Annotated in this window: 23 protein-coding genes and 1 riboswitch; of the genes, 16 read left to right on the forward strand and 7 right to left on the reverse strand. The window is 60.9% G+C overall.

Features of this window, described 5'->3' with window-relative positions; genetic code table 11:
• Window positions 1-145: 145 nt before the first annotated feature.
• The 5 genes from metK (at window position 146) to metF (ending at window position 5,131) form a co-directional block, all read left to right on the forward strand.
• Window positions 146-1,309, forward strand: a complete 1,164-nt coding sequence (metK, locus tag VJ698_RS17435; protein ID WP_324104061.1) for a methionine adenosyltransferase — start codon at window positions 146-148, stop codon at window positions 1,307-1,309.
• 40 nt (window positions 1,310-1,349) lie between these two features.
• A complete protein-coding gene (locus VJ698_RS17440; RefSeq protein WP_324104062.1) occupies window positions 1,350-2,273 on the forward strand; it encodes a M14 family zinc carboxypeptidase in 924 nt (307 codons plus the stop codon).
• A gap of 12 nt (window positions 2,274-2,285) precedes the next feature.
• Window positions 2,286-2,364: riboswitch (S-adenosyl-L-homocysteine riboswitch) on the forward strand.
• A gap of 33 nt (window positions 2,365-2,397) precedes the next feature.
• Window positions 2,398-3,813, forward strand: coding sequence for an adenosylhomocysteinase (gene ahcY / locus VJ698_RS17445; protein ID WP_324104063.1), 1,416 nt, complete (start codon window positions 2,398-2,400; stop codon window positions 3,811-3,813).
• A gap of 123 nt (window positions 3,814-3,936) precedes the next feature.
• Window positions 3,937-4,275, forward strand: a complete 339-nt coding sequence (locus VJ698_RS17450) for a phage holin family protein (protein WP_324104064.1) — start codon at window positions 3,937-3,939, stop codon at window positions 4,273-4,275.
• Between the two features lies 1 nt (window position 4,276).
• A complete protein-coding gene (gene metF, locus VJ698_RS17455; RefSeq protein WP_324104065.1) occupies window positions 4,277-5,131 on the forward strand; it encodes a methylenetetrahydrofolate reductase [NAD(P)H] in 855 nt (284 codons plus the stop codon).
• Between the two features lie 57 nt (window positions 5,132-5,188).
• Here the strand turns inward: metF and VJ698_RS17460 are convergent, their stop codons facing one another.
• On the reverse strand, window positions 5,189-5,731 hold the full coding sequence (locus VJ698_RS17460) for a 5-formyltetrahydrofolate cyclo-ligase (protein ID WP_324104066.1): 543 nt from the start codon (window positions 5,729-5,731) through the stop codon (window positions 5,189-5,191).
• 84 nt (window positions 5,732-5,815) lie between these two features.
• Between VJ698_RS17460 and VJ698_RS17465 the strand changes: the two genes are divergently transcribed.
• The 5 genes from VJ698_RS17465 (at window position 5,816) to VJ698_RS17485 (ending at window position 11,792) form a co-directional block, all read left to right on the forward strand.
• Window positions 5,816-7,768 carry a lytic transglycosylase domain-containing protein gene (locus tag VJ698_RS17465; protein WP_324104067.1) on the forward strand — a complete coding sequence of 651 codons (1,953 nt, stop codon included), beginning with the start codon at window positions 5,816-5,818 and terminating at the stop codon, window positions 7,766-7,768.
• A gap of 102 nt (window positions 7,769-7,870) precedes the next feature.
• Window positions 7,871-8,836 (forward strand): complex I NDUFA9 subunit family protein, encoded by a 966-nt coding sequence (locus VJ698_RS17470; protein ID WP_324104068.1) that lies wholly within the window; start codon window positions 7,871-7,873, stop codon window positions 8,834-8,836.
• Window positions 8,837-9,033: 197 nt separating this feature from the next.
• Entirely contained in the window at window positions 9,034-9,747 is a 714-nt protein-coding gene (locus VJ698_RS17475; RefSeq protein ID WP_324104069.1) for a glutathione S-transferase family protein, read from the forward strand.
• A gap of 11 nt (window positions 9,748-9,758) precedes the next feature.
• Window positions 9,759-10,973, forward strand: a complete 1,215-nt coding sequence (locus VJ698_RS17480; RefSeq protein WP_324104070.1) for a multifunctional CCA addition/repair protein — start codon at window positions 9,759-9,761, stop codon at window positions 10,971-10,973.
• Window positions 10,974-11,087: 114 nt separating this feature from the next.
• Window positions 11,088-11,792, forward strand: coding sequence for an EAL domain-containing protein (locus VJ698_RS17485; RefSeq protein ID WP_324104071.1), 705 nt, complete (start codon window positions 11,088-11,090; stop codon window positions 11,790-11,792).
• A gap of 24 nt (window positions 11,793-11,816) precedes the next feature.
• Here the strand turns inward: VJ698_RS17485 and VJ698_RS17490 are convergent, their stop codons facing one another.
• On the reverse strand, window positions 11,817-12,962 hold the full coding sequence (locus tag VJ698_RS17490) for an ABC transporter substrate-binding protein (protein ID WP_324104072.1): 1,146 nt from the start codon (window positions 12,960-12,962) through the stop codon (window positions 11,817-11,819).
• A gap of 220 nt (window positions 12,963-13,182) precedes the next feature.
• Here VJ698_RS17490 and VJ698_RS17495 point away from each other — a divergent pair, with 220 nt between their 5' ends.
• A complete protein-coding gene (locus VJ698_RS17495; RefSeq protein WP_324104073.1) occupies window positions 13,183-13,875 on the forward strand; it encodes a GNAT family N-acetyltransferase in 693 nt (230 codons plus the stop codon).
• Window positions 13,876-14,106: 231 nt separating this feature from the next.
• Here the strand turns inward: VJ698_RS17495 and VJ698_RS17500 are convergent, their stop codons facing one another.
• Entirely contained in the window at window positions 14,107-14,598 is a 492-nt protein-coding gene (locus VJ698_RS17500; RefSeq protein WP_324104074.1) for an Lrp/AsnC family transcriptional regulator, read from the reverse strand.
• A gap of 138 nt (window positions 14,599-14,736) precedes the next feature.
• Between VJ698_RS17500 and hppD the strand changes: the two genes are divergently transcribed.
• Window positions 14,737-15,849 (forward strand): 4-hydroxyphenylpyruvate dioxygenase, encoded by a 1,113-nt coding sequence (gene hppD / locus VJ698_RS17505; protein ID WP_324104075.1) that lies wholly within the window; start codon window positions 14,737-14,739, stop codon window positions 15,847-15,849.
• A gap of 11 nt (window positions 15,850-15,860) precedes the next feature.
• Window positions 15,861-16,751: a phenylalanine 4-monooxygenase gene (phhA, locus tag VJ698_RS17510; RefSeq protein ID WP_324104076.1), complete on the forward strand. Its 891-nt coding sequence runs from the start codon at window positions 15,861-15,863 to the stop codon at window positions 16,749-16,751.
• Here phhA and VJ698_RS17515 read toward each other — a convergent pair.
• Window positions 16,743-17,036 (reverse strand): hypothetical protein, encoded by a 294-nt coding sequence (locus tag VJ698_RS17515; RefSeq protein WP_324104077.1) that lies wholly within the window; start codon window positions 17,034-17,036, stop codon window positions 16,743-16,745. The two genes, phhA and VJ698_RS17515, sit on opposite strands and share 9 nt — an antisense overlap.
• A gap of 244 nt (window positions 17,037-17,280) precedes the next feature.
• On the opposite strand from VJ698_RS17515, the gene VJ698_RS17520 reads away from it, so the two are divergent.
• Window positions 17,281-20,904: an indolepyruvate ferredoxin oxidoreductase family protein gene (locus VJ698_RS17520; protein WP_324104078.1), complete on the forward strand. Its 3,624-nt coding sequence runs from the start codon at window positions 17,281-17,283 to the stop codon at window positions 20,902-20,904.
• Between the two features lie 70 nt (window positions 20,905-20,974).
• Complete coding sequence (locus VJ698_RS17525; protein ID WP_324104079.1) at window positions 20,975-21,520, forward strand: nucleotidyltransferase family protein; 546 nt, start codon at window positions 20,975-20,977, stop codon at window positions 21,518-21,520.
• A 60-nt stretch (window positions 21,521-21,580) separates the two neighbouring features.
• Here the strand turns inward: VJ698_RS17525 and VJ698_RS17530 are convergent, their stop codons facing one another.
• Window positions 21,581-21,916 carry a hypothetical protein gene (locus tag VJ698_RS17530; RefSeq protein ID WP_324104080.1) on the reverse strand — a complete coding sequence of 112 codons (336 nt, stop codon included), beginning with the start codon at window positions 21,914-21,916 and terminating at the stop codon, window positions 21,581-21,583.
• Window positions 21,917-22,282: 366 nt separating this feature from the next.
• Between VJ698_RS17530 and VJ698_RS17535 the strand changes: the two genes are divergently transcribed.
• Window positions 22,283-23,149 carry a DUF72 domain-containing protein gene (locus tag VJ698_RS17535; protein WP_324104081.1) on the forward strand — a complete coding sequence of 289 codons (867 nt, stop codon included), beginning with the start codon at window positions 22,283-22,285 and terminating at the stop codon, window positions 23,147-23,149.
• On the opposite strand, the gene VJ698_RS17540 is transcribed toward VJ698_RS17535, so the two are convergent.
• Both VJ698_RS17540 and VJ698_RS17545 read right to left on the reverse strand, forming a co-directional pair.
• Window positions 23,066-24,499 (reverse strand): bifunctional serine/threonine-protein kinase/universal stress protein, encoded by a 1,434-nt coding sequence (locus VJ698_RS17540; protein ID WP_324104082.1) that lies wholly within the window; start codon window positions 24,497-24,499, stop codon window positions 23,066-23,068. The two genes, VJ698_RS17535 and VJ698_RS17540, sit on opposite strands and share 84 nt — an antisense overlap.
• Before the next feature lie 2 nt (window positions 24,500-24,501).
• On the reverse strand, window positions 24,502-25,245 hold the full coding sequence (locus tag VJ698_RS17545; protein WP_324104083.1) for a metallophosphoesterase family protein: 744 nt from the start codon (window positions 25,243-25,245) through the stop codon (window positions 24,502-24,504).
• Window positions 25,246-25,484 lie beyond the last annotated feature (239 nt).

Raw genomic sequence — 25,484 nt, forward strand, 5'->3', positions numbered from 1 at the left:
CAACGTGCGGTATCCCAGAGATACAACACGATTATCCGCCGAGTTAACAGACAACTTGCGAGGCGGTCTACAAATATCGCTAAAGCGTCGCAGGCTCATGGATTGGCCGCGACACGGTCAACAATAATTTTCAAAGGAGCCTGCGATGTCAAACGAATACCTCTTTACCTCGGAATCCGTTTCCGAAGGCCATCCGGACAAAGTCGCCGACCAGATTTCCGACGCGATCCTCGACGCCATCCTTACGCAAGATCCGAAAGCGCGCGTCGCCGCCGAAACCCTGTGCAATACCGGCCTGGTTGTGCTCGCCGGCGAGATCACCGCAAATGCGAACGTCGACTACATCGGCGTCGCGCGCGACACCCTCAAACGCATCGGTTACGACAATGCCGACTTCGGCATCGACTACAAGAGCTGCGCGGTCATGGTCTGTTACGACAAGCAATCTCCGGACATCGCACAAGGGGTGGATGAAGGCCGTGGCCTCGACCTCGACCAGGGCGCCGGCGACCAGGGCCTGATGTTCGGCTATGCGTGCGACGAGACGCCGGAACTGATGCCGGCCGCCATCTATTATTCGCATCGCATCGTCGAGCGCCAGTCGCAACTGCGCAAGGACGGCCGCCTGCCCTGGCTGCGCCCGGATGCGAAATCGCAGGTCACGCTGAAGTATGTGGACGGCGTGCCGGTTGCCATCGATACCGTGGTGCTGTCGACCCAGCACAGCCCGGAAATGACACACAAGCAGATCGAGGAAGCGGCGATTGAAGAAATCATCAAGCCGGTCGTGCCGCAGGAGTGGCTGAAGAATACCCGCTACCTGGTGAATCCGACCGGACGCTTCGTCATCGGCGGCCCGCAGGGCGACTGCGGCCTGACCGGCCGCAAGATCATCGTCGATACCTACGGCGGCGCAGCACCGCACGGTGGCGGCGCGTTCTCCGGCAAGGATCCTTCCAAGGTCGATCGTTCGGCAGCCTATGCCGGCCGTTACGTCGCCAAGAACATCGTCGCCGCCGGCCTGGCCAAGCGCTGCCAGATCCAGGTGTCTTATGCGATTGGCATCGCCAAGCCGACTTCGGTCATGGTCACCACCTTCGGCACCGGCAAGGTCAGCGACGAACAACTGGCGGAACTGGTCAAGGAGTTGTTTGATTTGCGTCCGAAAGGTATCGTACAGATGCTTGACCTGTTGCGCCCGATTTATGCGAAGACGGCGGCTTACGGTCATTTCGGCCGTGAGGAGCCGGAATTCAGCTGGGAGCGTACCGACAAGGCGGCTGCACTGCGCGCTGCGGCGGGGGTGTAGAAGGGCCCGGAACGCCGTGGCTCTTTCAATAAGGTTTTTGATGACGAAGTTTCTACGCCACGCCACAGCGTTCCTCGCAGCGGCAATCAGCTTTTCCGCACTTGCGAATACACCGAGCGTCAGTCCGGCGAAACCGGCTGACTGGTGCAAGCTGCTGACGCCGCGCCTGCCAGGCGTCTCCCTCGCTGCCTGCCAGCGCAGCGCTCTGATCCCGACCGGCGCGCATTCGCGCAATGGAATTCCCATCCTGATGCGTTCGATTCCCGCTGCCAGAAAGGGCAAGCATGGCGAGCCGGTTCGCGTCCTGCTTCTCGGCGGGATTCATGGCGACGAACTGACCGCGTCGGCCATCGTGTTCCAGTGGACGCAGTGGATGCAGTCACAACCCGCCCAGGAGTTCAGCTGGCATATCGCTCCGGTCGTCAATCCGGACGGTTTGCTGGCTCGCAAACCCCAGCGGGTCAATGCCAATGGCGTTGATCTCAATCGTAATTTTCCAACACCCGGCTGGGAAAAGGATGCGCAGCGCTACTGGGCCAAGGTGACCGGCAGCGACCCTCGCCGTTTCCCCGGCCAGTCGCCCTTGTCCGAACCGGAAACCCGCTGGCTGAACGACGAAATGGAGCGTTTTCGCCCGGACGTGATCATTTCGGTGCATGCGCCGTTCGGCGTGCTGGACATGGATGGCCCGGCCAAGGCTCCGCACCGGTTCGGCCGGCTGTATTTCAGTCGAGTGGGCGTCTATCCGGGCTCGCTCGGCAACTACGGCGGCCTGCACAAGAACGTGCCGGTGATCACGATCGAACTGCCGAATGCCCTGGCCATGCCGCCACAGGCCGAAGTGCAGCGTATCTGGCAGGACATGCTCGTCTGGATCGGGCGCAGCGTGTCGCCGCAATCGAAAAAGACGGCCGCGTTATCAGTCCAGCGGACTGCCGCAACTGCCGCGCTGGCGGCGCATTAAGATATAATTACCCGTTCCAAGGAGCGTTGCAGCACGGTTTTCCCATGACCGTGTCAGGCTTGGATGATGTACGCAACGGCGCTCACGTTACTTTTTTCTATTTTTTCAAGGAAAGGAGGGCGTGATGAGCGCCGTTATCTCTCAAACTTCCCAGGACTTCTTTGTCGCCGATCTCAGCCTGGCCGATTGGGGCCGCAAAGAGATCAAGATTGCCGAAACCGAAATGCCCGGCCTGATGGCCATCCGCGAGGAATTTTCTGCCTTGCAGCCGCTCAAGGGCGCGCGCATCACCGGTTCGCTGCACATGACCATCCAGACCGCCGTGCTGATCCAGACGCTGGAAGCACTGGGCGCGCAAGTGCGCTGGGCCTCCTGCAACATCTACTCCACGCAAGACCACGCCGCCGCCGCGATCGCTGCCAATGGCACGCCGGTCTTCGCCTTCAAGGGCGAATCGCTCGACGAGTACTGGGATTTCACGCATCGCATCTTCGAATGGCCGGACGGCGGTTATTCCAACATGATCCTCGACGACGGCGGCGACGCGACCCTGCTGCTGCATCTCGGCGCGCGCGCTGAAAAGGACATCAGCGTGCTGGCCAATCCGGATTCCGATGAGGCGACCTGCCTGTTCAATGCGATCCGGAAGAAGCTGTCGACCGACCCGACGTGGTACTCGAAGCGCCTCGCACAGATCAAGGGCGTAACCGAGGAAACCACGACCGGCGTGCATCGCCTCTACCAGATGCACAAGGAAGGCAAGCTGGCCTTCCCGGCGATCAACGTCAACGACTCCGTCACCAAATCCAAGTTCGACAACCTGTACGGCTGCCGCGAATCGCTGGTCGACGGCATCAAGCGTGCCACCGACGTGATGATCGCCGGCAAGGTCGCCATCGTCGCCGGCTATGGCGACGTGGGCAAAGGCTCGGCGCAAGCCCTGCGTGCCTTGTCGGCACAAGTGTGGGTGACGGAAATCGATCCGATCTGCGCCTTGCAGGCGGCGATGGAAGGCTATCGCGTGGTGACCATGGAGTACGCCGCGGAGCATGGCGACATCTTCGTCACCTGCACCGGCAATTACCACGTGATCACGCACGAACACATGAAGCGGATGAAGGACCAGGCCATCGTCTGCAACATCGGCCACTTTGACAACGAGATCGAAGTCGCTGCGCTGCGCCAGTACACCTGGGAGAACATCAAGCCGCAGGTCGACCATGTCATTTTCCCCGACGGCAAGCGTCTCATCCTGCTGGCGGAAGGCCGCCTGGTCAACCTCGGCTGCGCCACCGGCCATCCGTCCTACGTGATGAGCTCTTCCTTCGCCAACCAGACGATCGCGCAGATCGAGCTGTACACCAATACCAGTGCTTATCCGGTCGGTGTCTACACGCTGCCCAAGCACCTCGATGAAAAAGTCGCGCGCCTGCAGCTGAAGAAGCTGAATGCGCAGCTCACCGAGCTGACCGACGAGCAGGCCGCGTACATCGGCGTGAAGAAGGACGGCCCGTACAAGGCTGACCACTATCGTTACTAATCCGACGGCGCCTCCCATGTGGAGGCGTTTTGCGTCGCGAAGCAAGGCTGGCAGGATGTGAAACGAGGCGTTCGCGCGCCTCGTGGTGTGCGCATACTCTGATGAACCGAAGGGAGGCTGACCATGCGTTTACTCATTACCTGGCTGATCAACGCCGCTGCGCTGTTTGCATTGCCCTACCTGATGCAGTCGATCCGTGTCGAGAGCTTCGGCACCGCGCTGGTCGCCGCGCTCGTGCTCGGGCTGGTGAACACGCTGATCCGTCCGATCCTGGTGCTGCTGACCTTGCCGGTCACGGTGCTGACGCTCGGTCTGTTCATCTTCGTGATCAATGGCCTGCTGTTCTGGGCCGTCGCCAATTTCATCAGCGGATTCCAGGTTGCCGGCTTCTGGTCGGCGGTCGGCGGCGCGATCCTGTACAGCCTGATTTCGTGGGCGCTGTCTTCGCTCCTACTTAAATAAAATGAAGCAAAACAATTTCAGTATCGAGTTTTTTCCGCCCAAGACACCCGAGGGTGTGGAAAAGCTGCGTGCGACCCGCACCAAGCTGGCGGAACTGAAGCCGAAGTATTTTTCCGTGACCTTCGGTGCCGGCGGTTCGACGCAAAAGGGTACGCTGGAAACCGTCCTCGACATCCGGCGTGAAGGCTTTGAGGCCGCACCGCACCTGTCCTGCATCGGCAGCTCGCGCGACAGCCTGCGCGCCATCCTGAACGACTACAAGTCGCACGGTATCCGCCGGCTGGTGGCGCTGCGCGGCGACCTGCCGAGCGGTTACGGCGCAATGGGCTATTCATCCGGCGAATTCGTCCATGCAAACGAACTGGTGGAATTCATCCGCGCCGAAACCGGCGACTGGTTCCACATCGAAGTGGCGGCCTATCCGGAAATGCATCCGCAGGCAAAGTCGCCACAGGACGACGTGCAGAACTTCGTGCGCAAGGTGAAGGCCGGCGCAAACGGAGCGATCACGCAGTATTTCTACAACGCGGACGCCTACTTCCGTTTCGTGGAAGAAGCGCGCAAGGCCGGTGCCGACGTGCCCGTCGTTGCAGGCATCATGCCGATCACGAATTACTCGCAGCTGATGCGTTTCTCGGAAATGTGCGGCGCCGAGATTCCACGCTGGGTGCGCCTGAAGCTGGCCAGCTTTGGCGACGACACCGCCTCCATCAAGGCCTTCGGGCTGGACGTGGTTACTGCCTTGTGTGAACGCCTGCTTGCCGGCGGCGCGCCAGGTTTGCATTTCTACACGCTCAATCAGGCCGTTGCCACGACCGAGATCTGGCGCCGGCTGGAAGCCTCATCCGCGCGCTGATCTGCGCTATCGTCCAGGGCGTTCGGCGCTACCTCGCCAAACGTCCTGGCTTTCTGCTCAATCCGTAATCATCCTGTCCATCGGCACATCGTAGGGATCTGCTTCGAAGCGTGTCCGCTGGCAGGCATAGGCAATGCCGACGGCGAGCGGGCGCGGATCTTCCGCCAGCGTACGGTCATAAAATCCGCCGCCATAGCCGAGGCGGTAGCGGTTTGCGTCGAAGCCGACGCAGGGAATCAGCAGCGCCTCCGGACGCACTACCTCGCCAGACACGGGTACTGGCACGCCGAAATCATCCTTCGTCAGCGTATCGCCCGGCGCCCAAGCGATGAACGTAAGCGGCGCATTCTTCGCGGTGACGATCGGAAGGGCGAATTTCGCGCCGAGCGCGTTCAGTTCAGCGTAGGCGTCACGCAAGTCAGGTTCCGCGCGCAGCGGCATGTAGATACCCAGACAAGACGGCCTGTCCTGTTTCCACCACGCGATGACCCGCCCGGCAATCACCTGGTCGCGGCTGCGGCGAACTTCCGCATCAATTGCTTGTCTGCATGCAAGCAGTTCACGCCGCAGGTCGGCTTTTTGCACAGTGTTGTCAGGCATGGTTTTATCGCGATGTTCTCGACTTCACATGCTATCCTACAAATGTAAAGTCAGTGTCAGTCCGTATCAGATAAGGCGTTATAGATGTTTCCCGTGAAATGGATTGCCGGTATTGCGCTCGCAGCAGCTTCGGTGGTTCTGGTTGTGCCCGTTGCCGAGGCGAAAAAGAGGGCTGTTGCCGTTTATGCCACCGATGACGATGTGTTCGTTGCATTACGCGAAGCCGCGCGAAACGGCGACGCTGCGCGCGCGGAGGAGCTTGCTTCCCGACTTGGCAATTATGCCATTCCTTCCTATGTCGAATACTTCCGTTTGCGGCCCCGCATCAATAGCGCGCCCGAACAGGAGATCCGCGGATTCCTGAGTCGATGGGAAGGTACGGCAATCGCCGATCGGCTGCGCAACGACTGGCTGCTGGAACTGGGCCGCGCGCGCAACTGGGCGCTGTTCGATGAACAATATCCGCAGTTCGTGCTGAACGACGACACACAGGTGAAGTGCTATGCCTTGCTGTCCAAGGTGGAGAAGGGGCAGAACGTCGCCGACGAGGCGCGCGCACTGCTGGTCGCGCCGCAGAACTATGGCGAAGCCTGTGCATCGCTGATCTCCACGCTGGTGCAAAACAACCAGTTCACCGCGGATGATCTCTGGGCCCAGGTGCGCCTGGTGGCGGAATCCGGTTTCGGCGGCACGATCCGCCGCATCGCGCCGGTGACGGAAGTGAGTGAAAAGCTGCTGATGCAGGCGCTGGACAAGCCTGACGCGGTGCTGGCGAACGGCCCCGGCAACGGACGCCCTTCGCATGAAGTGTTTCTGGTTGCACTGGGGCGTAGCGCGAAGAACAATCCCGATCATGCGGTCAAGGCGCTGGTTGCCGCTTCGGATCGCTTGAGCGAACGCGAACGCGCATTGGGCTGGGCGCAGATCGCCTTGCCGACCTCGTTCAAGCTCGCGCCGGATGCGGTCGTGTACTGGCATCGCACCGAGGGCGCGCCGCTGTCGATCGACGGCTATCAGTGGAAGGCGCGCATCGCGCTGCGGGCGGGCGAGTGGAAACTCGTCAAGTCCGCCATCGAGTCCATGCCGGCCTCCTTGCGCAAGGATCCCGCGTGGGTCTACTGGCTGGGCCGCGCGCAGCTTGCGGAGGGTAGCAAGGAAGAGGCGCAGCCGCTGTTCCAGTCGATCGCCAATCAGACCAATTTCTACGGCCAGCTCGCGCTGGAAGAGCTGGATCAGAAAATCGCCATTCCGCCGCGGGCCCAGCCGGTGACGGCGGAGGAAATCGCGCCGATGGCGGATAACCAGGGCTTCCGCCGCGCGCTCAAGTTCTTCGACCTGAACATGCGCTTCGAAGGCTATCGCGAATGGAACTGGGAACTGCGCAAGATGAACGAACGCCAGCACCTCGCCGCCGCCGAGTTCGCACGGCAGAAGAATGTGCTGGACCGCATGGTGAACACGTCCGACCGCACGAAAACGGAGTTCGACTTCACGCAGCGTTTCCCGTCGCCGTTCCGTGACGTGATGGTGGCCGCGACGCAGAAGCTCGGCCTCGACATGGCCTGGGTTTACGGCCTGATCCGGCAGGAGTCGCGCTTCATCATGACCGCGAGATCGCAAGTCGGTGCGTCAGGCTTGATGCAGATCATGCCGGGCACCGCGCGCTTTGTTGCACGCAAGATCGGTATGGGGGATTATTCACATGGACAGGTGAATGACATCAATACCAACATCACCCTGGGCACGAACTACCTGAACATGGTGTTGCACGATCTGGATGATTCGGAGGCGCTGGCAACGGCTGCCTACAACGCCGGACCGTCACGTTCGCGCGCATGGCGTTCGACGCTGACGCGCGCGGTGGAAGGAGCGATCTTTGCGGAGTCGATTCCGTTCAATGAGACCCGCGATTATGTGAAAAAAGTGCTGTCGAACGCGACCTATTACGCGGCGCTGTTCGAGAGCAAACCGCAGTCGTTGAAGGCGCGTCTGGGAATGGTGGCGCCCAAGGGATTTTCTGCAAGCGATCTGCCTTGACGCGAGCAGCGACGGAGCGGAGCTGATTCTGCAAGCATCCGATGATGCGCGGGCGTGCGGCCTGCGCATTGCCGGACGCATTAATCAAGAAAGGCTCTGGCAATGGAAATCCAATCCGTTCTGATCCTCGGTGGCACCGGTTTCATCGGCAGCCACATCGTCGCCAAACTCGCGGAAACCGAATGCCGCGTGACGGTGCCGACACGACGAGAATCTCACGCGCAGCATCTGCTCCTCCTGCCCGACGTGGAGCAGGTCGTCGAAGCCAACGTGCATGACGACAAGCAGTTGCGCGACCTGATCCGCGGTCAGGATGCGGTGATCAACCTGGTGGGCATTCTGCACGGGCGGCCGGGCAATTCCGGAAGTTCGTACGGGCCTGACTTCGCACAGGCCCATGTTGAATTGCCGAAGCGGATCATCGCAGCCTGCGCCGAACTCGGTGTGCAGCGTTTCCTGCACATGAGCGCGCTCGGCGCCGACCACAACGCACCCTCGATGTACCTGCGCTCCAAGGCAGACGGCGAAGCAGCGGCATTGTCCAATCCCGCCGTGAAGACGACCGTGTTCCGGCCGTCGGTGGTGTTCGGTGACCAGGACCATTTCCTCAACATGTTCGCCTCGCTGCAAAAGCTGCTGCCCTTCATGCCACTCGCCAGTCCGGATGCGAAATTCCAGCCGGTGTATGTCGAGGACGTGGCGCAGGCGTTCGTCACCGCGCTGTACGACGAGCACACAGCCGGCAAGGTCTATGAGCTGGCAGGGCCGAAGGTCTACACCCTGCGCGAACTGGTGGAGATCGCCGGCAACTATGCCGGCCATCCGCGTCCGGTCGTGGGCATGCCGCATTCGCTGGCACGCCTGCAGGCGTGGATCCTGGAACATCTGTCGGGCGATCCGGCCATTTCGCGCGACAACCTTGATTCGATGAAAGTCGACAATGTCGCGCACGGACCGATGGCGGCAGAGCTCGGCATCGAGCCCACGCCCCTGGAAGCCGTGGCGCCCTATTACCTGCGCGGCCTGCAGCCGCACCTCCCGGTGCACGCCACGCACGTGTCGCACTGACCCTTCCGTTGCCGCAATACCTGCGTGACTTTGCCGGTTTGGCAAAGTCACGCAAAAGCTTTATCCTCAAACGTTTCCGTGCGACGCTGCACGGCGCGGCCCGGCTTCGCCTGGAGTGAAGCCGCGCCAATCCATTCCCGGTCTGCAGGTTCATGAGAGATGACCAGGCGGACAACATTCAAACGACAGGATGAAGCATGCAAAGCACAGAACTCGATCCGACCCTCTCCCAGACCCTCGACGCCGCGAAGAAATCCGGCCTCAAGCTCGTCATCGGCAACAAGAATTACTCGTCCTGGTCGATGCGCCCCTGGGTGGCGATGACAGCGTTCGGCATTCCTTTTGAGGAAATCCGGGTCGGCCTCGACCGGCCGGATACCTCGGCGCGCATTGCGCAGTATTCCGCCGCGGGACGCGTCCCGGTACTGATCGACGGGGAGACGACGGTGTGGGATTCCCTGGCGATCTGCGAGTATCTCGCCGAACAGTTTCCGGACAAGGGCTTGTGGCCGCATGACGTAGCGGCACGCGCCACGGCGCGCTCGATCTGTGCCGAAATGCATGCCGGCTTCACGGGCCTGCGCACGGCGATGTGGATGAACATCAAGGCAAGCTTCCCCGGCAAGGGCCGGACGCCGGCGGCACAGTCGGACATCGCCCGCGTGTGCGAGATCTGGGAGGAATGCCTGACGCGCTCTGGTCGGCATCAGTTCCTGTTCGGCGATTTCTCGATTGCCGATGCCTATTACGCTCCCGTCGTGATGCGTTTCCGCACTTATGGCGTGTGGATGGCGCCGGCGGTGCAGGCCTATGTCGACCGCGTCATCGCCCATCCCGCCGTGGCGCAGTGGATGCGCGAGGCGCTCGCGGAAGAGGAAAGTCTGGGCAAGTACGACGTCTACCCGGATTGATGGATGGCACCATGAAAACCTACGTGGTCGGGGGCGCCGTGCGCGATGTCTTGCTCGGCCTGCCGGTGCAGGACCATGACCATGTGGTGGTCGGTGCGACGCCAGATGAGATGATCGCGTGCGGATTCACGCCGGTCGGGAAGGATTTTCCGGTATTCCTGCATCCCGAAACGCATGAGGAATATGCGCTGGCGCGCACCGAGCGCAAGACCGCGCCTGGCTACAAGGGCTTCGTGTTCCATGCCGAGCCTGACGTGACGCTGGAGCAGGACCTGGTCCGCCGCGACCTGACGATCAACGCGATGGCGCAGGGCGAGGACGGCGTCATCATCGATCCGTTCGGCGGGCAGAAGGATCTGCAGGCTCGCATTTTTCGGCACGTATCGGATGCCTTCGCGGAAGACCCGGTGCGCATCCTGCGTGTGGCGCGCTTTGCGGCGCGCTTCACCGATTTTACGGTCGCGCCCGAGACCAACGACCTCATGCGCAGGATGGTGGAAGCCGGCGAGGTCGATGCGCTGGTGCCGGAGCGCGTCTGGCAGGAATTGGCGCGCGGCCTGATGGAGTCGAAGCCGTCGCGCATGTTCGAGGTGCTGCGCGCATGCGGCGCATTGGCGCGGATCCTGCCCGAGCTGGACGCCCTGTGGGGCGTGCCGCAGCCGGAACAGCATCATCCGGAAATCGATACCGGCGTGCATGTGATGATGGTGGTCGACTATGCGGCGCAGCGGCAGCACAGCCTGCCGATCCGTTGCGCCGCATTGATGCATGACCTGGGCAAGGGCGCTACGCCAAAAGAGGAATGGCCGAAGCACCATGGCCACGAAGCGCGCAGCGTGCGCCTCGTCGAGCAGGTGTGCAAGCGGCTGAAGATCCCCAATGATTGCCGCGACCTCGCGGTGATGACGGCGCGCGAGCACGGCAATGTCGGCCGCGCGCTGGAGCTGCGCGCCAATACCATTGTGAGCCTGCTGGAGCGCTGCGACGGTTTCCGCAAGCCGGAGCGCTTCATCGACATGCTGCATGCGTCCGAATGCGACTTCCGCGGACGCGCGGGATTCGCCGACAGGCCATTCCCGCAATTGGCGCACCTGCAATCCGCGCTGGCGGCTGCGCGCTCCGTGAACGCTGGCGAAATCGCCGCCCGCCATGCCGGGCAACCGACAAATATTCCGCAGGCGATCCATGCCGCGCGCGTGCAGGCGGTGAGCAAGGTCATTGATTAGGCAAGTCACGCACGGATGCTGTGTGAGCTCAAGCGGCTGGACCGTGGGATGCGCGCGCAACGGTGACCAATCTTCTCAATCGTGATGCGCGAGAGCCGACCCTGGCGCCGGGAAATGTTTCATTTGATATCCCATTGCCTGGTTGAGCGTTTTACGTCCAGATGCAGAGCGGCAGGCGTCGCGACCATGTGGGTCGCAGTCAACGTGTCGGTCAATCAGCTGCTGCAGAAGAATTTCGCCGAGATCGTGGAGCGCGCGCTGTCCGATACCGGACTGCCGCCGCACCTGCTGGAACTCGAGATCACCGAGAGCACCTTGATGGAGCATGCGCAGGATACGCTGGAGGCCTTGCACCGGCTGCGTAGCCTCGGCGTGCGCCTGTCGATTGACAATTTCGGCACCGGCTATTCCTCGCTGGCCTATCTGAAGCGCTTCCCGGTCGACATCATCAAGATCGACCGTTCTTTCGTGCGCGACGTGCCGGGCGATTCGGACGATGCCTCGATCGTCACCAGCATCATCGCGCTGGCGCACAGCCTGCGGCTTGAAGTGGTGGCGGAAGGTGTGGAGACCGAAGCGCAGCTTGCCCTTCTGCGCGAGCGGTCCTGTGACATCCTGCAAGGCGTTTATCTGAGCAAGCCGGTCCCCGCTGAGCAACTTGCGCGAAACTTCATCGAGAATGCGCAGCAGCGCTGGGAAGGGCGGAGCAAGACGCTGCCCGGCATCTGGGCGGCGCATGTCCATTGCTGTTGCCCATTGCCTAGCCAACGCCGGGCAATGGGCATGTTCACGTCTTCATCTCGTCAGCCGATGAGTTGAATCCATCCGGCTGATGACGGCGCATTAGCGCACGAACTTGCCATTCTTCCCGATCATCGTCAGCTCGACGAATTCGCTGCCAGTGTGGTCATGCGGGCCGTAGCTCACCATCAGTCCGCCGAAATCCACGCGCTGCATGGATTCCATCGCATGGATGAATCCTTCCCGCGTGAGGTTGCGCCCGGCGCGCCGCAGGCCTTCGACCAGCACCTTGGCATTGACGAAGCCTTCCATTGCCGCATAGGACACGGTGATCTTCGAGGCCTTCGAGGCCGTGAGGAATTCCTGTCCGAGCGGCGTCGTGAGCAGGTTGGGCGCGGGTGTGATCTGCGAAACGATCACCCCGTAGCCGGCCGCGCCGAGGTCTTTCACGAACGCTTCCGAGGAATTGTTCGACATGGTCATGATGAGCATGTGCCCGCCTTGTGCGCGGATGGCCTTGATCACCTCCACCGTGTTCTTTGCGGAGCTAACGATGATCAGCGCGCCAGGGTTGGGCTTGATGACTTCCGCTGCGGTAGCGTTGTAGTCCGGGTTCACGCGGGCAAACTTCGTGATTGCCACCGGCGTCAGCTTGCGCGCCGCCATCCCCTTCTTGAAGCCTGTCAATCCGTCTTCGCCGAACGCATCATCCACATGCAGGATGCTGATCGACTTCACGCCGATGGTGGCGAAATGCTCCACGGCCCTGATCACTTCGTCCTGGTACTTCGCACGGATATTGAACAGCAGGTGATTCACCGGATCGTGGAAGGCCGATGCGCCGGTGCTCGGCGCCACCAGCGGGACATTGTTGGCCTCCAGCAGCGGCAGGATGCCTTGCGTATGCGGCGTACCGCGTCCTCCGAACAGAAGGAACACATGGTCTTTCTTGATCAGGGTTTCCGCATTGGCCAATGTGAGCTTGGGATCGAACTTGTCGTCCAGCATGTGCATCTCGATCTTCCGGCCATGCACGCCGCCCTGTTTGTTGACGAGATTGAAGTACGCCGTTGCGCCTTCATTCAATTCTTTCACCGGCCCGGCCACTGTGCCGGTCAGTCCGACGGTCTGTCCGATGAGGATGCTATTGTCGGTCACGCCGGTTTCTGCCGCTGCCGTGGCCACTGTGCCGACTGTGCCGATAAACAACAGCGAGGCCATCCAATTACGCAGAACAGCAGTCATCATGAGATCCTTTTTCAAAGCTCGCAGTCGTCCATTGCCGAGTTCCGGCAATCGACCCTGCAGTTGTGGGTTTTACGTAACAGGCAAGGCTGCCTGATTCATATCCTACATTGATTTGAGTCAAGCCCATCGCTTTAATAAAGCTGCTTCCGCCACCGTTTTCCGGTTTCGCTTAGAATGGTATTGTGCGCTGCACAAATCTGGTAATTGACAGGGCTGCAAGATGAAAACGACCGATCTGGCTGGACTGACAGCCACCACGCCGAAGACCGACGATCAGCACGGTTCGGAAAAGCCGACGATCCGGGTCAAGGAGCTCTCCGAACGCGACCGCCGCCGTTTGCTGATGCACTTCCTCGCACTGGACGACAGCGACCGCCTGCTGCGTTTTGGCACCGTGCTGCCGGATGAACTGGTGACGCGCTACGTGCAGATGCTCGACTTCTCGCGCGATACGATATTCGGTGTCTACGACGACAATCTTCGGCTGGTGGGTGTCGGCCACATCGCCTTCGCGCCGCGCGAAGCGTTGCCGACGCTGAGTGAAGCGACGTCGAAAGCACGCATCGCGGAATTCGGCGTCTCCGTGTCCGCCACGGCGCGCGGCCAGGGCATCGGCTCAAGGCTGTTTGAGCGCGCCGCCATCCATTGCCGCAACGAGGATGTCGACACGCTCTACATGCACTGTCTCTCGTCAAATCAGACGATGATCCACATCGCGGCCAAGGCCGGCATGGAAATTCACCGTGACTACGGCGAAGCGGACGCCTACCTCAAGCTCACGCCTGCAAACCCCGGCACCATGCTCGCCGAAGCCATGGAAGAGCAGTTCGCCTCATTCGACTACACCATCAAGGCTAACGCCAAGGCCGCCGCCAAACTGTTGAAGAAACTGCCGGGGATGAAGAAGGGGTGATTTTTTTGTCCACGGAAAACACCGAAGGCACGGAAAAATTCTTGTGTCTGTTGTCGCTCTTCAGAAGGATTCCGAGGGCATGATTGACGGGCGGCTTATTTAGGTCAGAAATATACAAAAAGCACAAAAATTGCGTTTCACGCTAGTCTTCGATGCCACGCGACGTGGCAGCTTCGAGGCTTTTATTTTCGTGCTTTTCGTGTTTTCCGTGGAGACTGATTTTCTTTGCGCCTACACCAGCGGCAACGCCGTCGTATCCTTGATCTTTTGCAACGCGAAGCTGGATTTCACATCCAGTACCGCCGGATGCTTGAGCAGGGTTTCCATCATGAAGCGCGAGAAGTGTTCCATGTCTTCCACATGCACGCGCAGCAGGTAATCCATTTCTCCCGTCATCGCATAGCAGGCGACGACTTCCGGCCAGTTGTCGACGGAAGCGGCAAAGTTCGCGCGCGGTGAATGGATGCCGGCGCCCGGCGAGTCGCTGTGCTTTGCCAGGCGCACGTTCACGTAGGCAAGCAGGCCGAGGCCGATCTTGTCGGGATCGAGCAGCGCGACGTACTGACGGATCACGCCGGACTCTTCGAGGTTCTTGATGCGCCGCAGGCAGGGCGAGGGTGACAGGTTGACGCGGTCCGCCACTTCCTGGTTCGTCAGTCGCCCGTTGGACTGCAGGATAGAAAGAATCTTCAGGTCCGTCTTGTCCAGGTTTATTCTTGACATGGATCACCAATTTCAAAAAATTATTGGCAATATTATTGCCAACTTTTTGAAATCATGCGCACATTTTAAAATTTTATGCCGCGACTGCTTGCCTATACTTGAAACAGACATTTGCCAAAAGCAGACGAGGAGACAGGTATGGAATTCCAACCTTGGGACAACCCCATGGGCACCGACGGCTTCGAATTCATCGAATATGCCGCCCCCGATCCCAAAGCGCTCGGCGCGCTGTTCGAGCAGATGGGATTCACCGCCATTGCTCGCCATCGCCACAAGGACGTGACGCTGTACCGCCAAGGCTACATCAACTTCATCATCAATGCGGAAAAGGATTCGTTTGCGCAACGTTTTGCGCGGCAGCACGGGCCGTCGATCTGCGCCATCGCCTTCCGTGTGAAGGACGCGGCTTTCGCCTACCAGCGCGCGCTGGAACTGGGCGCATGGGGATTCGATAACAAGACCGGCCCGATGGAGTTGAACATTCCGGCGATCAAGGGCATAGGCGATTCACTCATCTATTTCGTCGATCGCTGGCGCGGCAAGGAAGGCGGCGTAGGATCGATCGGTGACATCAGCATCTACGACGTCGACTTCGTTGCCATTCCCGGCGCCGAGGCGTATCCGAAAGGAAACGGCCTGACTTACATCGACCATCTGACGCATAACGTGCATCGCGGGCGCATGAAGGAATGGGCCGAGTTCTATGAACGGCTGTTCAGCTTCCGCGAGATCCGCTATTTCGACATTGAAGGCAAGCTGACCGGACTGAAGTCCAAGGCCATGACTTCGCCCTGCGGCAAGATCCGCATCCCGATCAACGAATCATCGGACGACAAGTCCCAGATCGCCGAATATCTCGACCTCTATCATGGCGAAGGTATCCAGCACGTTGCCTTGGGCACGGGCGACATCTATGCAACCGTCGAATCGATGAAGGAAAACCATGTCGCCTTTCAGGACACCATCGACACCTATTACGACCTGGTCGACAAGCGCCTCCCCGGGCACGGCGAACGCCTCGAAGACCTGCGCCGCCTGCGCATTCTGCTCGACGGCAACAGCAATGCCAGCCAGCGTGAACTTCTGCTGCAGATCTTCACGCAGACTGTGATCGGACCGATCTTCTTCGAGATCATCCAGCGCAAGGGCGACCAGGGATTTGGCGAGGGTAATTTCCGCGCCCTGTTCGAATCCATTGAACTGGATCAGATCCGGCGCGGTGTCCTGAAGCCGGCTGGTGTTTCCGCTTGAGGAGCAAGATCATGGACACCATGGTCGACCAGGCAGACTTCTTCAAGACGCTGGAAGAAAAATCCGACGGCGGCACGCTACGCGGCGATTACAGCAAGTGCGATGCGCGCTATGTGGTCATGCAGGATTGCGCAAGCTACACGAGCGAACAGCACGCCCTGTGGCGCAAGCTGTACCAGCGCCAGGCAAGGCTGTTGCCGGGGCGCGCCTGCGAACTCTTCATCGAAAGCCTGTCGAGGCTCGATGCCGCCGACGCCATCCCTCGCCTCGGGCGCACCAATGAAGCGCTGCGCAGGGCGACCGGCTGGGAGCTCGTTGCGGTGCCGGGGCTGATTCCCGACCTGACCTTCTTCGAGCATCTCGCCGAGCGGCGCTTCCCCGTGACGGTGTGGCTGCGTGAGCCGCATGAGTTCGACTACATCGTCGAGCCCGACATCTTCCACGATTTTTTCGGACATGTGCCGCTGCTGTTCAATCCGGTGTTTGCGGATCATCTGCAGCAATTCGGGAAGGGTGGGCTGAAAGCACTGCGGCTGGATGCGCTGAAGTATCTGGCGCGCCTGTACTGGTACACGGTGGAGTTCGGACTGATCCAGAGTCCGCAAGGCTTGCGTGCCTACGGTGCCGGGATCATGTCCTCCGGCGGCGAGATCGCGTATTGCCTGACCAGCCCGAAACCGCGCCGTATCGCGCTCGATGCGGAACGTGCGATGCGCACGCTCTACAAGATCGATTCGTTCCAGGAAACCTATTTCGTGATCCGCGATTACCAGCATCTGTTCGACGTCACCGCGCCGGATTTCACGCCGATCTACGAGAGGCTGCGAACACAGGAAGCGTTGCCGGCCAACAGCCTGTTGCCCGGCGAGGTGAATATGCCGCCGAACAGGATCTCAGCTTGAGATCCGGCTGCGCAGCAGCGCCCGGATTTCGTCGGGCGTGACCTTGCCATCCTTGTTGGTGTCGAGACGATCGAAATTGTCACTGATATTGCGCAGTCCGGCATTCTCGGCTTCTTCCCTCGTCAGGGCGCCGTCGCCGTCCTTGTCTGCGTTGCGGAACTGCGCGTCGAACCTGGCGAGGAAGTGCGGTTTGCGAGGAGCAACCGGTTCGGTTGCAGACTGGGCGATTGCCATGCTTGCGCCGAACACTGCTGCTCCTACCATCAGCAGAAAAGTTGAATGCATGTTACCCTCTGAAACCCGTTTTTCCGACGGATTTACTGTACGAACCGCGCCGTTATTTCACCATGGCATTTACCACTTGTTACACCTCGCGCCGCTGCTGAAGTGTTGCAGTGTGCATTGAGCGGCGTACGGCACTATGCTAATGTGCGCGTGTCAAAACAACAAAGCGGCAAGCCCACAAGGCATGCATGTTTGACAGCGAAACCATCGCACCCAAGAACACGATTTTTGGCCAGGAGACCCAATGAATGCACCCCTGACTTCCGGGCAGCGTCAGCTGCTGGAAAACATTTCCCTTGACGACAAGTTCACGCTGGAGCGCGGCCGCGCTTTCATCACCGGCACGCAGGCGCTGATTCGCTTGCCCATGCTGCAGCATCAGCGCGACGTGCGCGCGGGACTGAACACCGCCGGTTACATCACCGGCTATCGCGGATCGCCGCTCGGTAATGTCGACATGACGGCGATGAAGGCGAAGAAATACCTCGAAGCGCACCAGGTCAAGTTCCACCCCGGGATGAACGAAGACCTCGCCGCGACCGCGGTGTGGGGCACGCAGCAGGTCAATCTTTTCCCCGGCGCGAAGGTCGATGGCGTGTTCGCCATGTGGTACGGCAAGGGGCCCGGCGTCGATCGCTGCGGCGACGTCTTCAAGCATGCCAACATGGCAGGCACCGACAAGAATGGCGGTGTGCTGGTGCTGGCCGGCGACGATCACGCGGCGAAATCGTCCACGGCGGCGCATCAGAGTGAGCATATCCTGAAGGCTTGCGGCATTCCGGTCCTGTATCCCTCCTCGGTGCAGGAATACCTCGACTATGGCCTGCACGGCTGGGCGATCAGTCGTTACACAGGACTATGGGTGGCGATGAAATGCGTGACGGACATCGTCGAATCCGGCGCGTCTGTCGAGCTCGATCCGGAGCGCGTGCAGATCGCCTTGCCGACCGATTTCGAACTGCCTCCCGGCGGGCTCAATATCCGCTATCCCGACGCTGTGCTGGAGCAGGAAGCGCGCATGAACCACTACAAGTGGTACGCCGCGCTCGCCTACGTCCGCGCCAACCGGCTCAACCAGATCATCTGGGACAGCCCGCATGCGCGCATCGGCATCATTACCGCCGGCAAGTCGTATCTCGATACCCGTCAGGCGCTGTACGACCTCGGCATCGATGAAGCGGTGGCCAAGGACATCGGCATCCGCCTGTACAAGATCGGCATGACCTGGCCGCTCGAAGCAGAGGGCGTACGCGCCTTTGCGCAGGGCCTCGAGGAAATCATCGTGGTGGAAGAGAAGCGCCAGATCCTCGAATACCAGCTCAAGGAGGAACTCTACAACTGGCGCGACGATGTGCGCCCGCGCGTGGTCGGCAAGTTCGACGACACCGGCGAATGGAGCGGCAACCATCGCGACGGGCACGGCAACTGGCTGTTGCCCGCCACGTATGAACTGAGCCCGGCGCAGATCGCGCGCGCGATTGCCACGCGCATTTCGAAATATTTTGCCGGTCATCCGATCGAACAGCGCGTGAAGGAACGCATCGCTTACCTGGAAGCGAAGGAGTCCGTGCTCAAGGTCGGCAGCACCAGGCCCGATCCGGCCAAGGACCGCATTCCGCATTTCTGCTCCGGCTGTCCGCACAACACCTCGACCAATGTGCCGGAAGGCAGCCGCGCGCTGGCCGGCATCGGCTGTCATTACATGGTGCTGTGGATGGATCGCCGCACGGCGACCTTCACGCACATGGGCGCGGAAGGCGTGACCTGGGTGGGCCATGCGCCGTTCACCAGCGAGCAGCATGTGTTCGCCAACCTGGGCGACGGCACCTATTTCCATTCCGGCCTGCTGGCGATCCGTGCAGCGGTGGCAGGCAAGGTCAACATGACCTACAAGATCCTGTACAACGATGCGGTGGCGATGACCGGCGGACAACAGTTCGACGGTCCGCTCGACCCGGCGATGATTTCGCGCCAGATCGCAGCCGAGGGCGTGAATCCGATCATGGTGGTGACCGACGATCCGGGCAAGTATCCGGCCGGCGTGAACTGGGCGCCGGGCGTGACGATCCGACATCGCGACGAGCTCGACGCAGTGCAGAAGGAATTGCGCGAAGTGAAGGGCGTGTCGGCGATCATCTACGACCAGACCTGCGCTTCCGAAAAGCGTCGCCGCCGCAAGCGTAACGAGTATCCGGACCCGGCCAAGCGCGTCGTGATCAATGAAGCCGTGTGCGAAGGTTGCGGTGATTGCAGCGTGCAGTCGAACTGCCTCTCGGTCGAGCCGCTGGAGACCGAATTCGGGCGCAAGCGCCAGATCAATCAGTCCTCCTGCAACAAGGACTTCTCTTGCGTGAAAGGCTTCTGCCCGAGCTTCGTGACGGTCGAAGGCGGCCAGCTCCGCAAGCCGAAGAAGGCCACGGTCAGTGACGATGCCGGCGCGAAGAAGCTGCCCATCCTGCAGGGCAGCAACTTGCCGATGCCGAGCCTGCCGACCACGGAAAAGCCCTACGGCATCCTCGTCACCGGCGTGGGCGGCACCGGCGTGATCACTATCGGCCAGATCTTGGCGATGGCGGCCCATGCGGAAGGCAAGGGATGCTCGGTGCTCGACATGAGCGGCCTCGCGCAGAAGGGCGGGCCAGTGATGTCGCATGTGCGGCTGGCCGACCATCCGGATGAAATCCATTCGACGCGTGTTGGCACCGGCGCGGCCGACCTCGTCATCGGCTGCGACGTGATCGTCACCGCCAGCCGCGATGCCCTGTCGCGCATGGGCGAGGGACGCACACATGCAGCAGTGAATTCCACCGGCACGCCGACGGCCGCCTTCGTGAAGAATCCCGACTGGAAGCATCCGGGTGCGGTGGCGGAGAACGATATCCGCGGCGCCTGCGGCAATGGGAACGCCGACTTCATCGACGCCGCGAAGATCGCTACCGCATTGATGGGCGACAGCATCGCGACCAACATGTTCATGCTCGGCTACGTGTGGCAGAAGGGCTGGGTACCGCTGTCCGAGGCCGCCGTGATGAAGGCGATCGAACTGAATGGGGTATCGGTCGAGTTCAACAAGCAGGCGTTCGTCTGGGGCCGCAATGCGGCACATGACCTGGCCGCGGTCGAACGACTGGCGAAGCAGAACGATACGGCCGCGCAGGTGATCGAGTTCAAGCGTGCGACTTCGCTCGACGCAGTCATCGACACGCGCGCCGCCTTCCTCACGAAGTACCAGGATGCCGCTTATGCGCGGCAATACCGGGATTTCGTCGAAAAGGTGCGCGCTGCCGAGCGCGAAGTGGCCGGCCAGAAGGCCTTGCGCCTGACCGAAGCGGTGGCGCGCTACCTGTTCAAGCTGATGGCCTACAAGGATGAGTACGAGGTCGCACGCCTGCATGCGGATACGGCCTTCCAGGCCAAGATCGAGGGCATGTTCGAGGGCGACTACAAGCTCAAGTTCCATCTTGCGCCGCCGCTGTTCGCCAAGCGTGATGCGAACGGGCACCTGGTCAAGAAGGAGTATGGTCCGTGGATGCTGAAGGCATTCGGTCTGCTGGCGAAATTCAAATTCCTGCGTGGCGGAGCGTTCGACGTTTTCGGTCATACGGCGGAACGCAAGACGGAGCGTGCGCTGATCGGGCAGTACAGGGAAACCATCCTCAGCCTGCTGCCGAAGCTCACTGAAGGCAACCTGGCGAAAGCAGTGCAGATCGCCGGCATTCCGGAAGAGATCCGTGGATTTGGCCACGTGAAGGAAAAGAACCTGAAGGCGGCGAAGGAAAAGGAAGCAGCATTGCTGAAGGCCTTTGGTGCGCCGGCAGCCTCGGCAACGCCGGCCACGCCAGCCACTTCCTCGCAACAGGTAGCCTGACAAGGTTCTTGTCAGCCTCACGCCATCCCAGCGTTGACCGGGATGGCGTTTTTTCTTTGACGGCGATCAGATGCAGGAACAACGACTAAGGGAATGGATCGCTGCTGATCCGCTGCGCATGCGCGCACTGCACATCGCGCGCGAACTCGACTTGCCCGACTGGTGCATCGCCGCCGGCTTCGTGCGCAATCTCGCCTGGGACAAGCTGCACCGTTTTGACACGCCAACGCCGCTGACCGACATCGATCTCATCCATTTCGATCCTGTGCGAAGCGATCCGGAGCATGATTTCGCACTGGAGGCAAGGCTTGCCGCAGTCGACAACGACTTGCCCTGGTCGGTGCGCAACCAGGCGCGCATGCATCTGCGCAATGAAGATGCGCCCTATCAGTCCACGCTGGATGCGATGACGTATTGGGTCGAACTCGAAACGGCGACCGGCGTGCGGCTCGATGAAAGCGGGCAGATCGAGATCGTTGCACCGTTCGGGCTCGACAGCCTGTTCGCGAAAAAGGTCACGCCCAACCGGAAGCGCTACAAGCCCGCCGCGTTCTCGGAGCGGTTGGCGAAAAAGAACTGGTTGTGGATATGGCCGGAGCTACAGATTGATGTGTGAACGCACCGCGCCATGCTCATGCATGGCGTGGTGCAGGATTGTGATGTATCGCGCCTCGCATCAGGCGTCTTCCAGCTGATAGCGCAGGGCGGACAGTTCGATGTGCGTGAGGATGACGGCGCTCTTGACTTCGTAATTCATGCCGTCGGAAGGATGGATCTTGTTCTGCGCCTGGTCGCTGATGCGGGCGAGGTCGTCCACGCTCTGGCGCACGCCGTGTTCGTCGCGTGATTGCAGTGCGCGCCGCGCCTGGCAGGAACGCTGGCCGAGCTGGTGCACATAGTCTTTCAATTCGTCCGGCACGTTGCTGTCGGAATGGCAGGCACGCATGGCGTGGCCGATGGTGCGCTCGATGAAACCGAGCCGCTGTTGAAGATCTTCACTTTGCACGTTCATTCAAGACTCCTGTTCGAACCTTGTACAAGGATCTGTCGGTCCGCTCCAACGAAGTCTGAAATCGGTTCGGTCAAGGTCCGAGGAATCAGATGCACAGTGATGGCTTCGTCAGAGCGCTAGTTTGATGATTTGGTAACAGCGAAGTTCCGGTTGTAAAAAATGTTCATTTTTTCGGACGTCACAACGTCTATCCTCTCCCGGTCTGCAGCGATTCAGTCCCCGCATTGAAAACGCGGGGAGTCTATTCTGCACCCGGCTTCGGCAGGGATCAATTCGCACTGCACAATGTCTAACGACCAATTGAAGCAAGGGAAATTGATGCGCTGCGCAATGCGAATTGCCATACTGCGCTACGGGAGCGGGTGCATGGATCGAGACGTCATGACGGAAGGCGATGCGTCGCCCTTGCCTGATGCGCCTGCGAGCGGGCCGTTCATCGGTTGTGCGGGATGGAACCTGTCGAGCGCCGCGCAGGCATTCTTTCCGGAAGAGGGCAGTCACCTCGAGCGTTATGCCGCGGTCTTGCCTGCGGTCGAGATCAACACCTCGTTCTATCGCCCGCATCGGCCGGTCACGTATGCGCGCTGGAGTGCGAGCGTGCCTGATGACTTCCGCTTTGCAGCAAAAATACCAAAGGAGATCACGCATGAAATGCGCTTACGCAATGCCGCTCCAGCACTGCGGAAATTCTTCTCCGAAGCGAGCCATCTCGGCGAGAAGCTGGATTGCCTGCTGGTGCAGCTCCCTCCGCGGCTGCAATTCGATGCATCAACAGCCGCACAATTTTTCCATGCCTTGCGCGAGCTGACGTCCGTCACCGTGGCCTGCGAGCCGCGCCATCCATCGTGGTTCACGGACGCGGCAGCCAACGTGCTTGCGCATGCCGAAGTGATCTATGTCGAGGCCGATCCGCCCGTGGCGCCGTTGCCCGCGGCAGTGCATGCTGCACGAAGTGTTTACCTCCGTCTGCACGGTTCGCCGCATGTCTATCACTCGACATATTCCGAGAGCGATCTGGATCGCCTGGCGGAACGTATCGAACAGGATATGCTCGCGGGCAAGGATGTCTGGTGCATCTTCGACAACACCGCCGAAGGCGCAGCGGTACCGAACGCGCTGGGCCTGCTGGCACGCTTGCGCGAGGTCGAATCAGGCGTTGCCGGCGTTCGCGCCGCTGCCCGCGCTCTTGACGACCGTCACGGTGCAGTCCGCCTGCGCCACGACCTGCGATGACACGCTGCCGAGATAGCGCCGCAGTGCCGAGCTGCCACGCGAGCCGATCACGATGTGGTCGACATCATTGACCTTGGCGTAGTCGACGAGCGCAGTGGCCGGGTCGGGCGCTTCCAGCACATGGAAGGTGATCTTGTCCGGTGGAATGGCAAGTGGTCGCGCCCAGTGCTTGAGGCCGACCAAGTGCTTCACATGCAGGTTGTGCCCATGCCTGTCGACCACTTCATCCATGCCGATGCGATTGGTTTTCTGCACCGTCACGCAGGCCAGGCGCGCGCCGGGCTCGGTCTGCAGCACGCGCCGTGCGGCCACGCGCAAGGCATCGGCCAGCGCGTCTGAATTGTAGTTGAGGTCGATCGCGACCATGATGATGGGCGCACGCATGAGCTGCTGCGAGGCCGACTGCTGTGGCACCGGCTCCATCCCGACGGCATGGAACCAGCGCCGCGTGACAGTGAGGAAACCATCGCGCGCGCGCTTCCGGGCGCGCTCGGTCAGTTGCACCTGTTCAGGGTTCTGCAAGTCGAACGCCAGCAGGGCCGCGGTGTCGTGGCGCGCCGAGGGATCGACTTCGAGGCAGCGCAGGATGATTTCCTGCAGCCAGAGCGGGATCTTGTCGTTGATCGCGCGCGGCGGAACAGCGTCGCGATACAAGCGGCGCCGCAGGCCGGACACCGAGGTCGGATTGCCGTGCGGACGCTCGCCGGTTGCGAGGTGATACATCAGCACGCCGAGCGCGAACAGGTCGCTGCGCGGGTCGTTGCGGATGTGCAGCACCTGCTCCGGCGAGATATATGGGCCGGTGCCCATGGGCAGGCGGAATTCTTCGGCCAGCAGATCCGGCAGCTTGTCATGGCGCGACAGGCCGTAGTCGATCAGGATCGCCTCGCCGGTTTCGCGGAACATGATGTTGCTCGGCTTGACGTCGAGGTGGATCACGTTTTGCCGATGCAGGTCGTGCAGCGCGTACGCCACCTTGATACCGATGTCCACCACTTCCTCGATCGGCAGCGGCGCTTCGTCGAAGCGCGCGCGCAAGGACTTTCCGCCGATCAGTTCCATGACGATATACGGCTGGCCGGTGAAGTCGCCGGCGGAGACGTAACGTGGCACATGGATGCCCTTGAGCTTGGGCATGATCATCTGCTCGACTTCGAAGCCGACTATCGCGGCGGGATCGTTGTGATCGCCGAGAATCGGAATTTTCATCAGCAGCGGTTCGGGCGGCGCACCCGGGTCCGCATCGACGCGCACGACCCGCCACAACGTTGCCATGCCACCCTTGTGCAGCTTTTCCTCGAGGCGGAAGCCGTCGATCACCATGCCGGCTTCAAGACGGTGCGGCGTCATGTTCAGCGCCCGATCTCGAGCCGGTTGCCGATGCTCTGCGGCAGTCCCGCGCCGCGGATTTTCGCCGCCGTGGTTTCGTAATCGTAGGGCACGCGGAAATAGATCAGCTCGTGCGTGACGTCGTCGAACAGCGCATAGCAGGCGGCCGGATTGCCGTCGCGCGGTTGACCGACCGAGCCGGGAATCACCAGCCAGCGGCGCTGCGTGCCGAGCGGAATGCTGCTGTCGCCGGTCGGCACGAAGGACGAGACCTTGCCAGTCGGCGAGAGGTTGTAGAGGGCCGGTTCATGCACGTGGCCGACGAAGGTGATGCGGCAACGCGTCGCATACATGCTCTTGACGGCTTCCAGCGTGCCGGTGATGTATTCCCAGTTGCGCGGTTCGGCGGCGGATGCATGCACGAACAGGCAGTTGTTCCACTCATGCGTAAGCGGCAGCCATTCGAGGAATTTCAGTTGCTTCTCGTTGAGTTGCGCGCGCGTCCATTCGACCACTTCGCGCGCCTGCGGATTCATGTGCTTGCTCGGCGCCTGGGTGACGGCGGCGTCGTGGTTGCCCAGCACGGCGAAGGCGCCGTGCTCGACATATTCCGACACGGTGTCAACCACCCAGCCCGGATCGGCGCCGTAGCCGACCAGGTCGCCCAGGAAGGCGAAGCGCTGCACATTGCGCTCTTCGGCATGGGCGAGACAGGCAGCGAGGGCCTCGCGGTTGGCGTGGATGTCGGTCAGGATGGCGATCAGCATGGAAGTAATTGTCGTGTAATGTCTTTTTTGCAAGCACACTGAAGACGCTTGCGAGCCACTGCCATCCTACTCCTTGATTCTTTGATTTAACTTACACAGGGCAGAACGTCCGGGCATAGCTGGCGAGTACGAATGTGCTGATCCGCGGCTTGCAAACCCCTTGCCCACGGAAAACACGAAAAACACGGAAAACCATGCTGATTTCCGTGTTTTTCGTGTTTTCCGTGGACATCCATAAC

Origin of the sequence: Noviherbaspirillum sp. (assembly GCF_035254685.1) — a bacterium.
Lineage (GTDB): Bacteria > Pseudomonadota > Gammaproteobacteria > Burkholderiales > Burkholderiaceae_D > Noviherbaspirillum.

Excerpts from the sequence above, each read along its gene's own strand:
- VJ698_RS17460 (WP_324104066.1), bottom strand. The coding sequence starts at position 5,731 with ATGCCTGACAACACTGTGCAAAAAGCCGACCTGCGGCGTGAACTGCTT.
- VJ698_RS17515 (WP_324104077.1), bottom strand. The coding sequence starts at position 17,036 with ATGCATTCAACTTTTCTGCTGATGGTAGGAGCAGCAGTGTTCGGCGCA.
- VJ698_RS17490 (WP_324104072.1), bottom strand. The coding sequence starts at position 12,962 with ATGATGACTGCTGTTCTGCGTAATTGGATGGCCTCGCTGTTGTTTATC.
- VJ698_RS17500 (WP_324104074.1), bottom strand. The coding sequence starts at position 14,598 with ATGTCAAGAATAAACCTGGACAAGACGGACCTGAAGATTCTTTCTATC.
- metK (WP_324104061.1), top strand. The coding sequence starts at position 146 with ATGTCAAACGAATACCTCTTTACCTCGGAATCCGTTTCCGAAGGCCAT.
- VJ698_RS17475 (WP_324104069.1), top strand. The coding sequence starts at position 9,034 with ATGCAAAGCACAGAACTCGATCCGACCCTCTCCCAGACCCTCGACGCC.
- VJ698_RS17520 (WP_324104078.1), top strand. The coding sequence starts at position 17,281 with ATGAATGCACCCCTGACTTCCGGGCAGCGTCAGCTGCTGGAAAACATT.
- phhA (WP_324104076.1), top strand. The coding sequence starts at position 15,861 with ATGGACACCATGGTCGACCAGGCAGACTTCTTCAAGACGCTGGAAGAA.
- VJ698_RS17545 (WP_324104083.1), bottom strand. The coding sequence starts at position 25,245 with ATGCTGATCGCCATCCTGACCGACATCCACGCCAACCGCGAGGCCCTC.
- VJ698_RS17535 (WP_324104081.1), top strand. The coding sequence starts at position 22,283 with ATGGATCGAGACGTCATGACGGAAGGCGATGCGTCGCCCTTGCCTGAT.
- VJ698_RS17450 (WP_324104064.1), top strand. The coding sequence starts at position 3,937 with ATGCGTTTACTCATTACCTGGCTGATCAACGCCGCTGCGCTGTTTGCA.
- VJ698_RS17540 (WP_324104082.1), bottom strand. The coding sequence starts at position 24,499 with ATGACGCCGCACCGTCTTGAAGCCGGCATGGTGATCGACGGCTTCCGC.
- ahcY (WP_324104063.1), top strand. The coding sequence starts at position 2,398 with ATGAGCGCCGTTATCTCTCAAACTTCCCAGGACTTCTTTGTCGCCGAT.
- VJ698_RS17480 (WP_324104070.1), top strand. The coding sequence starts at position 9,759 with ATGAAAACCTACGTGGTCGGGGGCGCCGTGCGCGATGTCTTGCTCGGC.
- VJ698_RS17495 (WP_324104073.1), top strand. The coding sequence starts at position 13,183 with ATGAAAACGACCGATCTGGCTGGACTGACAGCCACCACGCCGAAGACC.
- VJ698_RS17440 (WP_324104062.1), top strand. The coding sequence starts at position 1,350 with ATGACGAAGTTTCTACGCCACGCCACAGCGTTCCTCGCAGCGGCAATC.
- VJ698_RS17525 (WP_324104079.1), top strand. The coding sequence starts at position 20,975 with ATGCAGGAACAACGACTAAGGGAATGGATCGCTGCTGATCCGCTGCGC.
- VJ698_RS17465 (WP_324104067.1), top strand. The coding sequence starts at position 5,816 with ATGTTTCCCGTGAAATGGATTGCCGGTATTGCGCTCGCAGCAGCTTCG.
- VJ698_RS17530 (WP_324104080.1), bottom strand. The coding sequence starts at position 21,916 with ATGAACGTGCAAAGTGAAGATCTTCAACAGCGGCTCGGTTTCATCGAG.
- VJ698_RS17485 (WP_324104071.1), top strand. The coding sequence starts at position 11,088 with ATGTTTCATTTGATATCCCATTGCCTGGTTGAGCGTTTTACGTCCAGA.
- metF (WP_324104065.1), top strand. The coding sequence starts at position 4,277 with ATGAAGCAAAACAATTTCAGTATCGAGTTTTTTCCGCCCAAGACACCC.
- VJ698_RS17470 (WP_324104068.1), top strand. The coding sequence starts at position 7,871 with ATGGAAATCCAATCCGTTCTGATCCTCGGTGGCACCGGTTTCATCGGC.
- hppD (WP_324104075.1), top strand. The coding sequence starts at position 14,737 with ATGGAATTCCAACCTTGGGACAACCCCATGGGCACCGACGGCTTCGAA.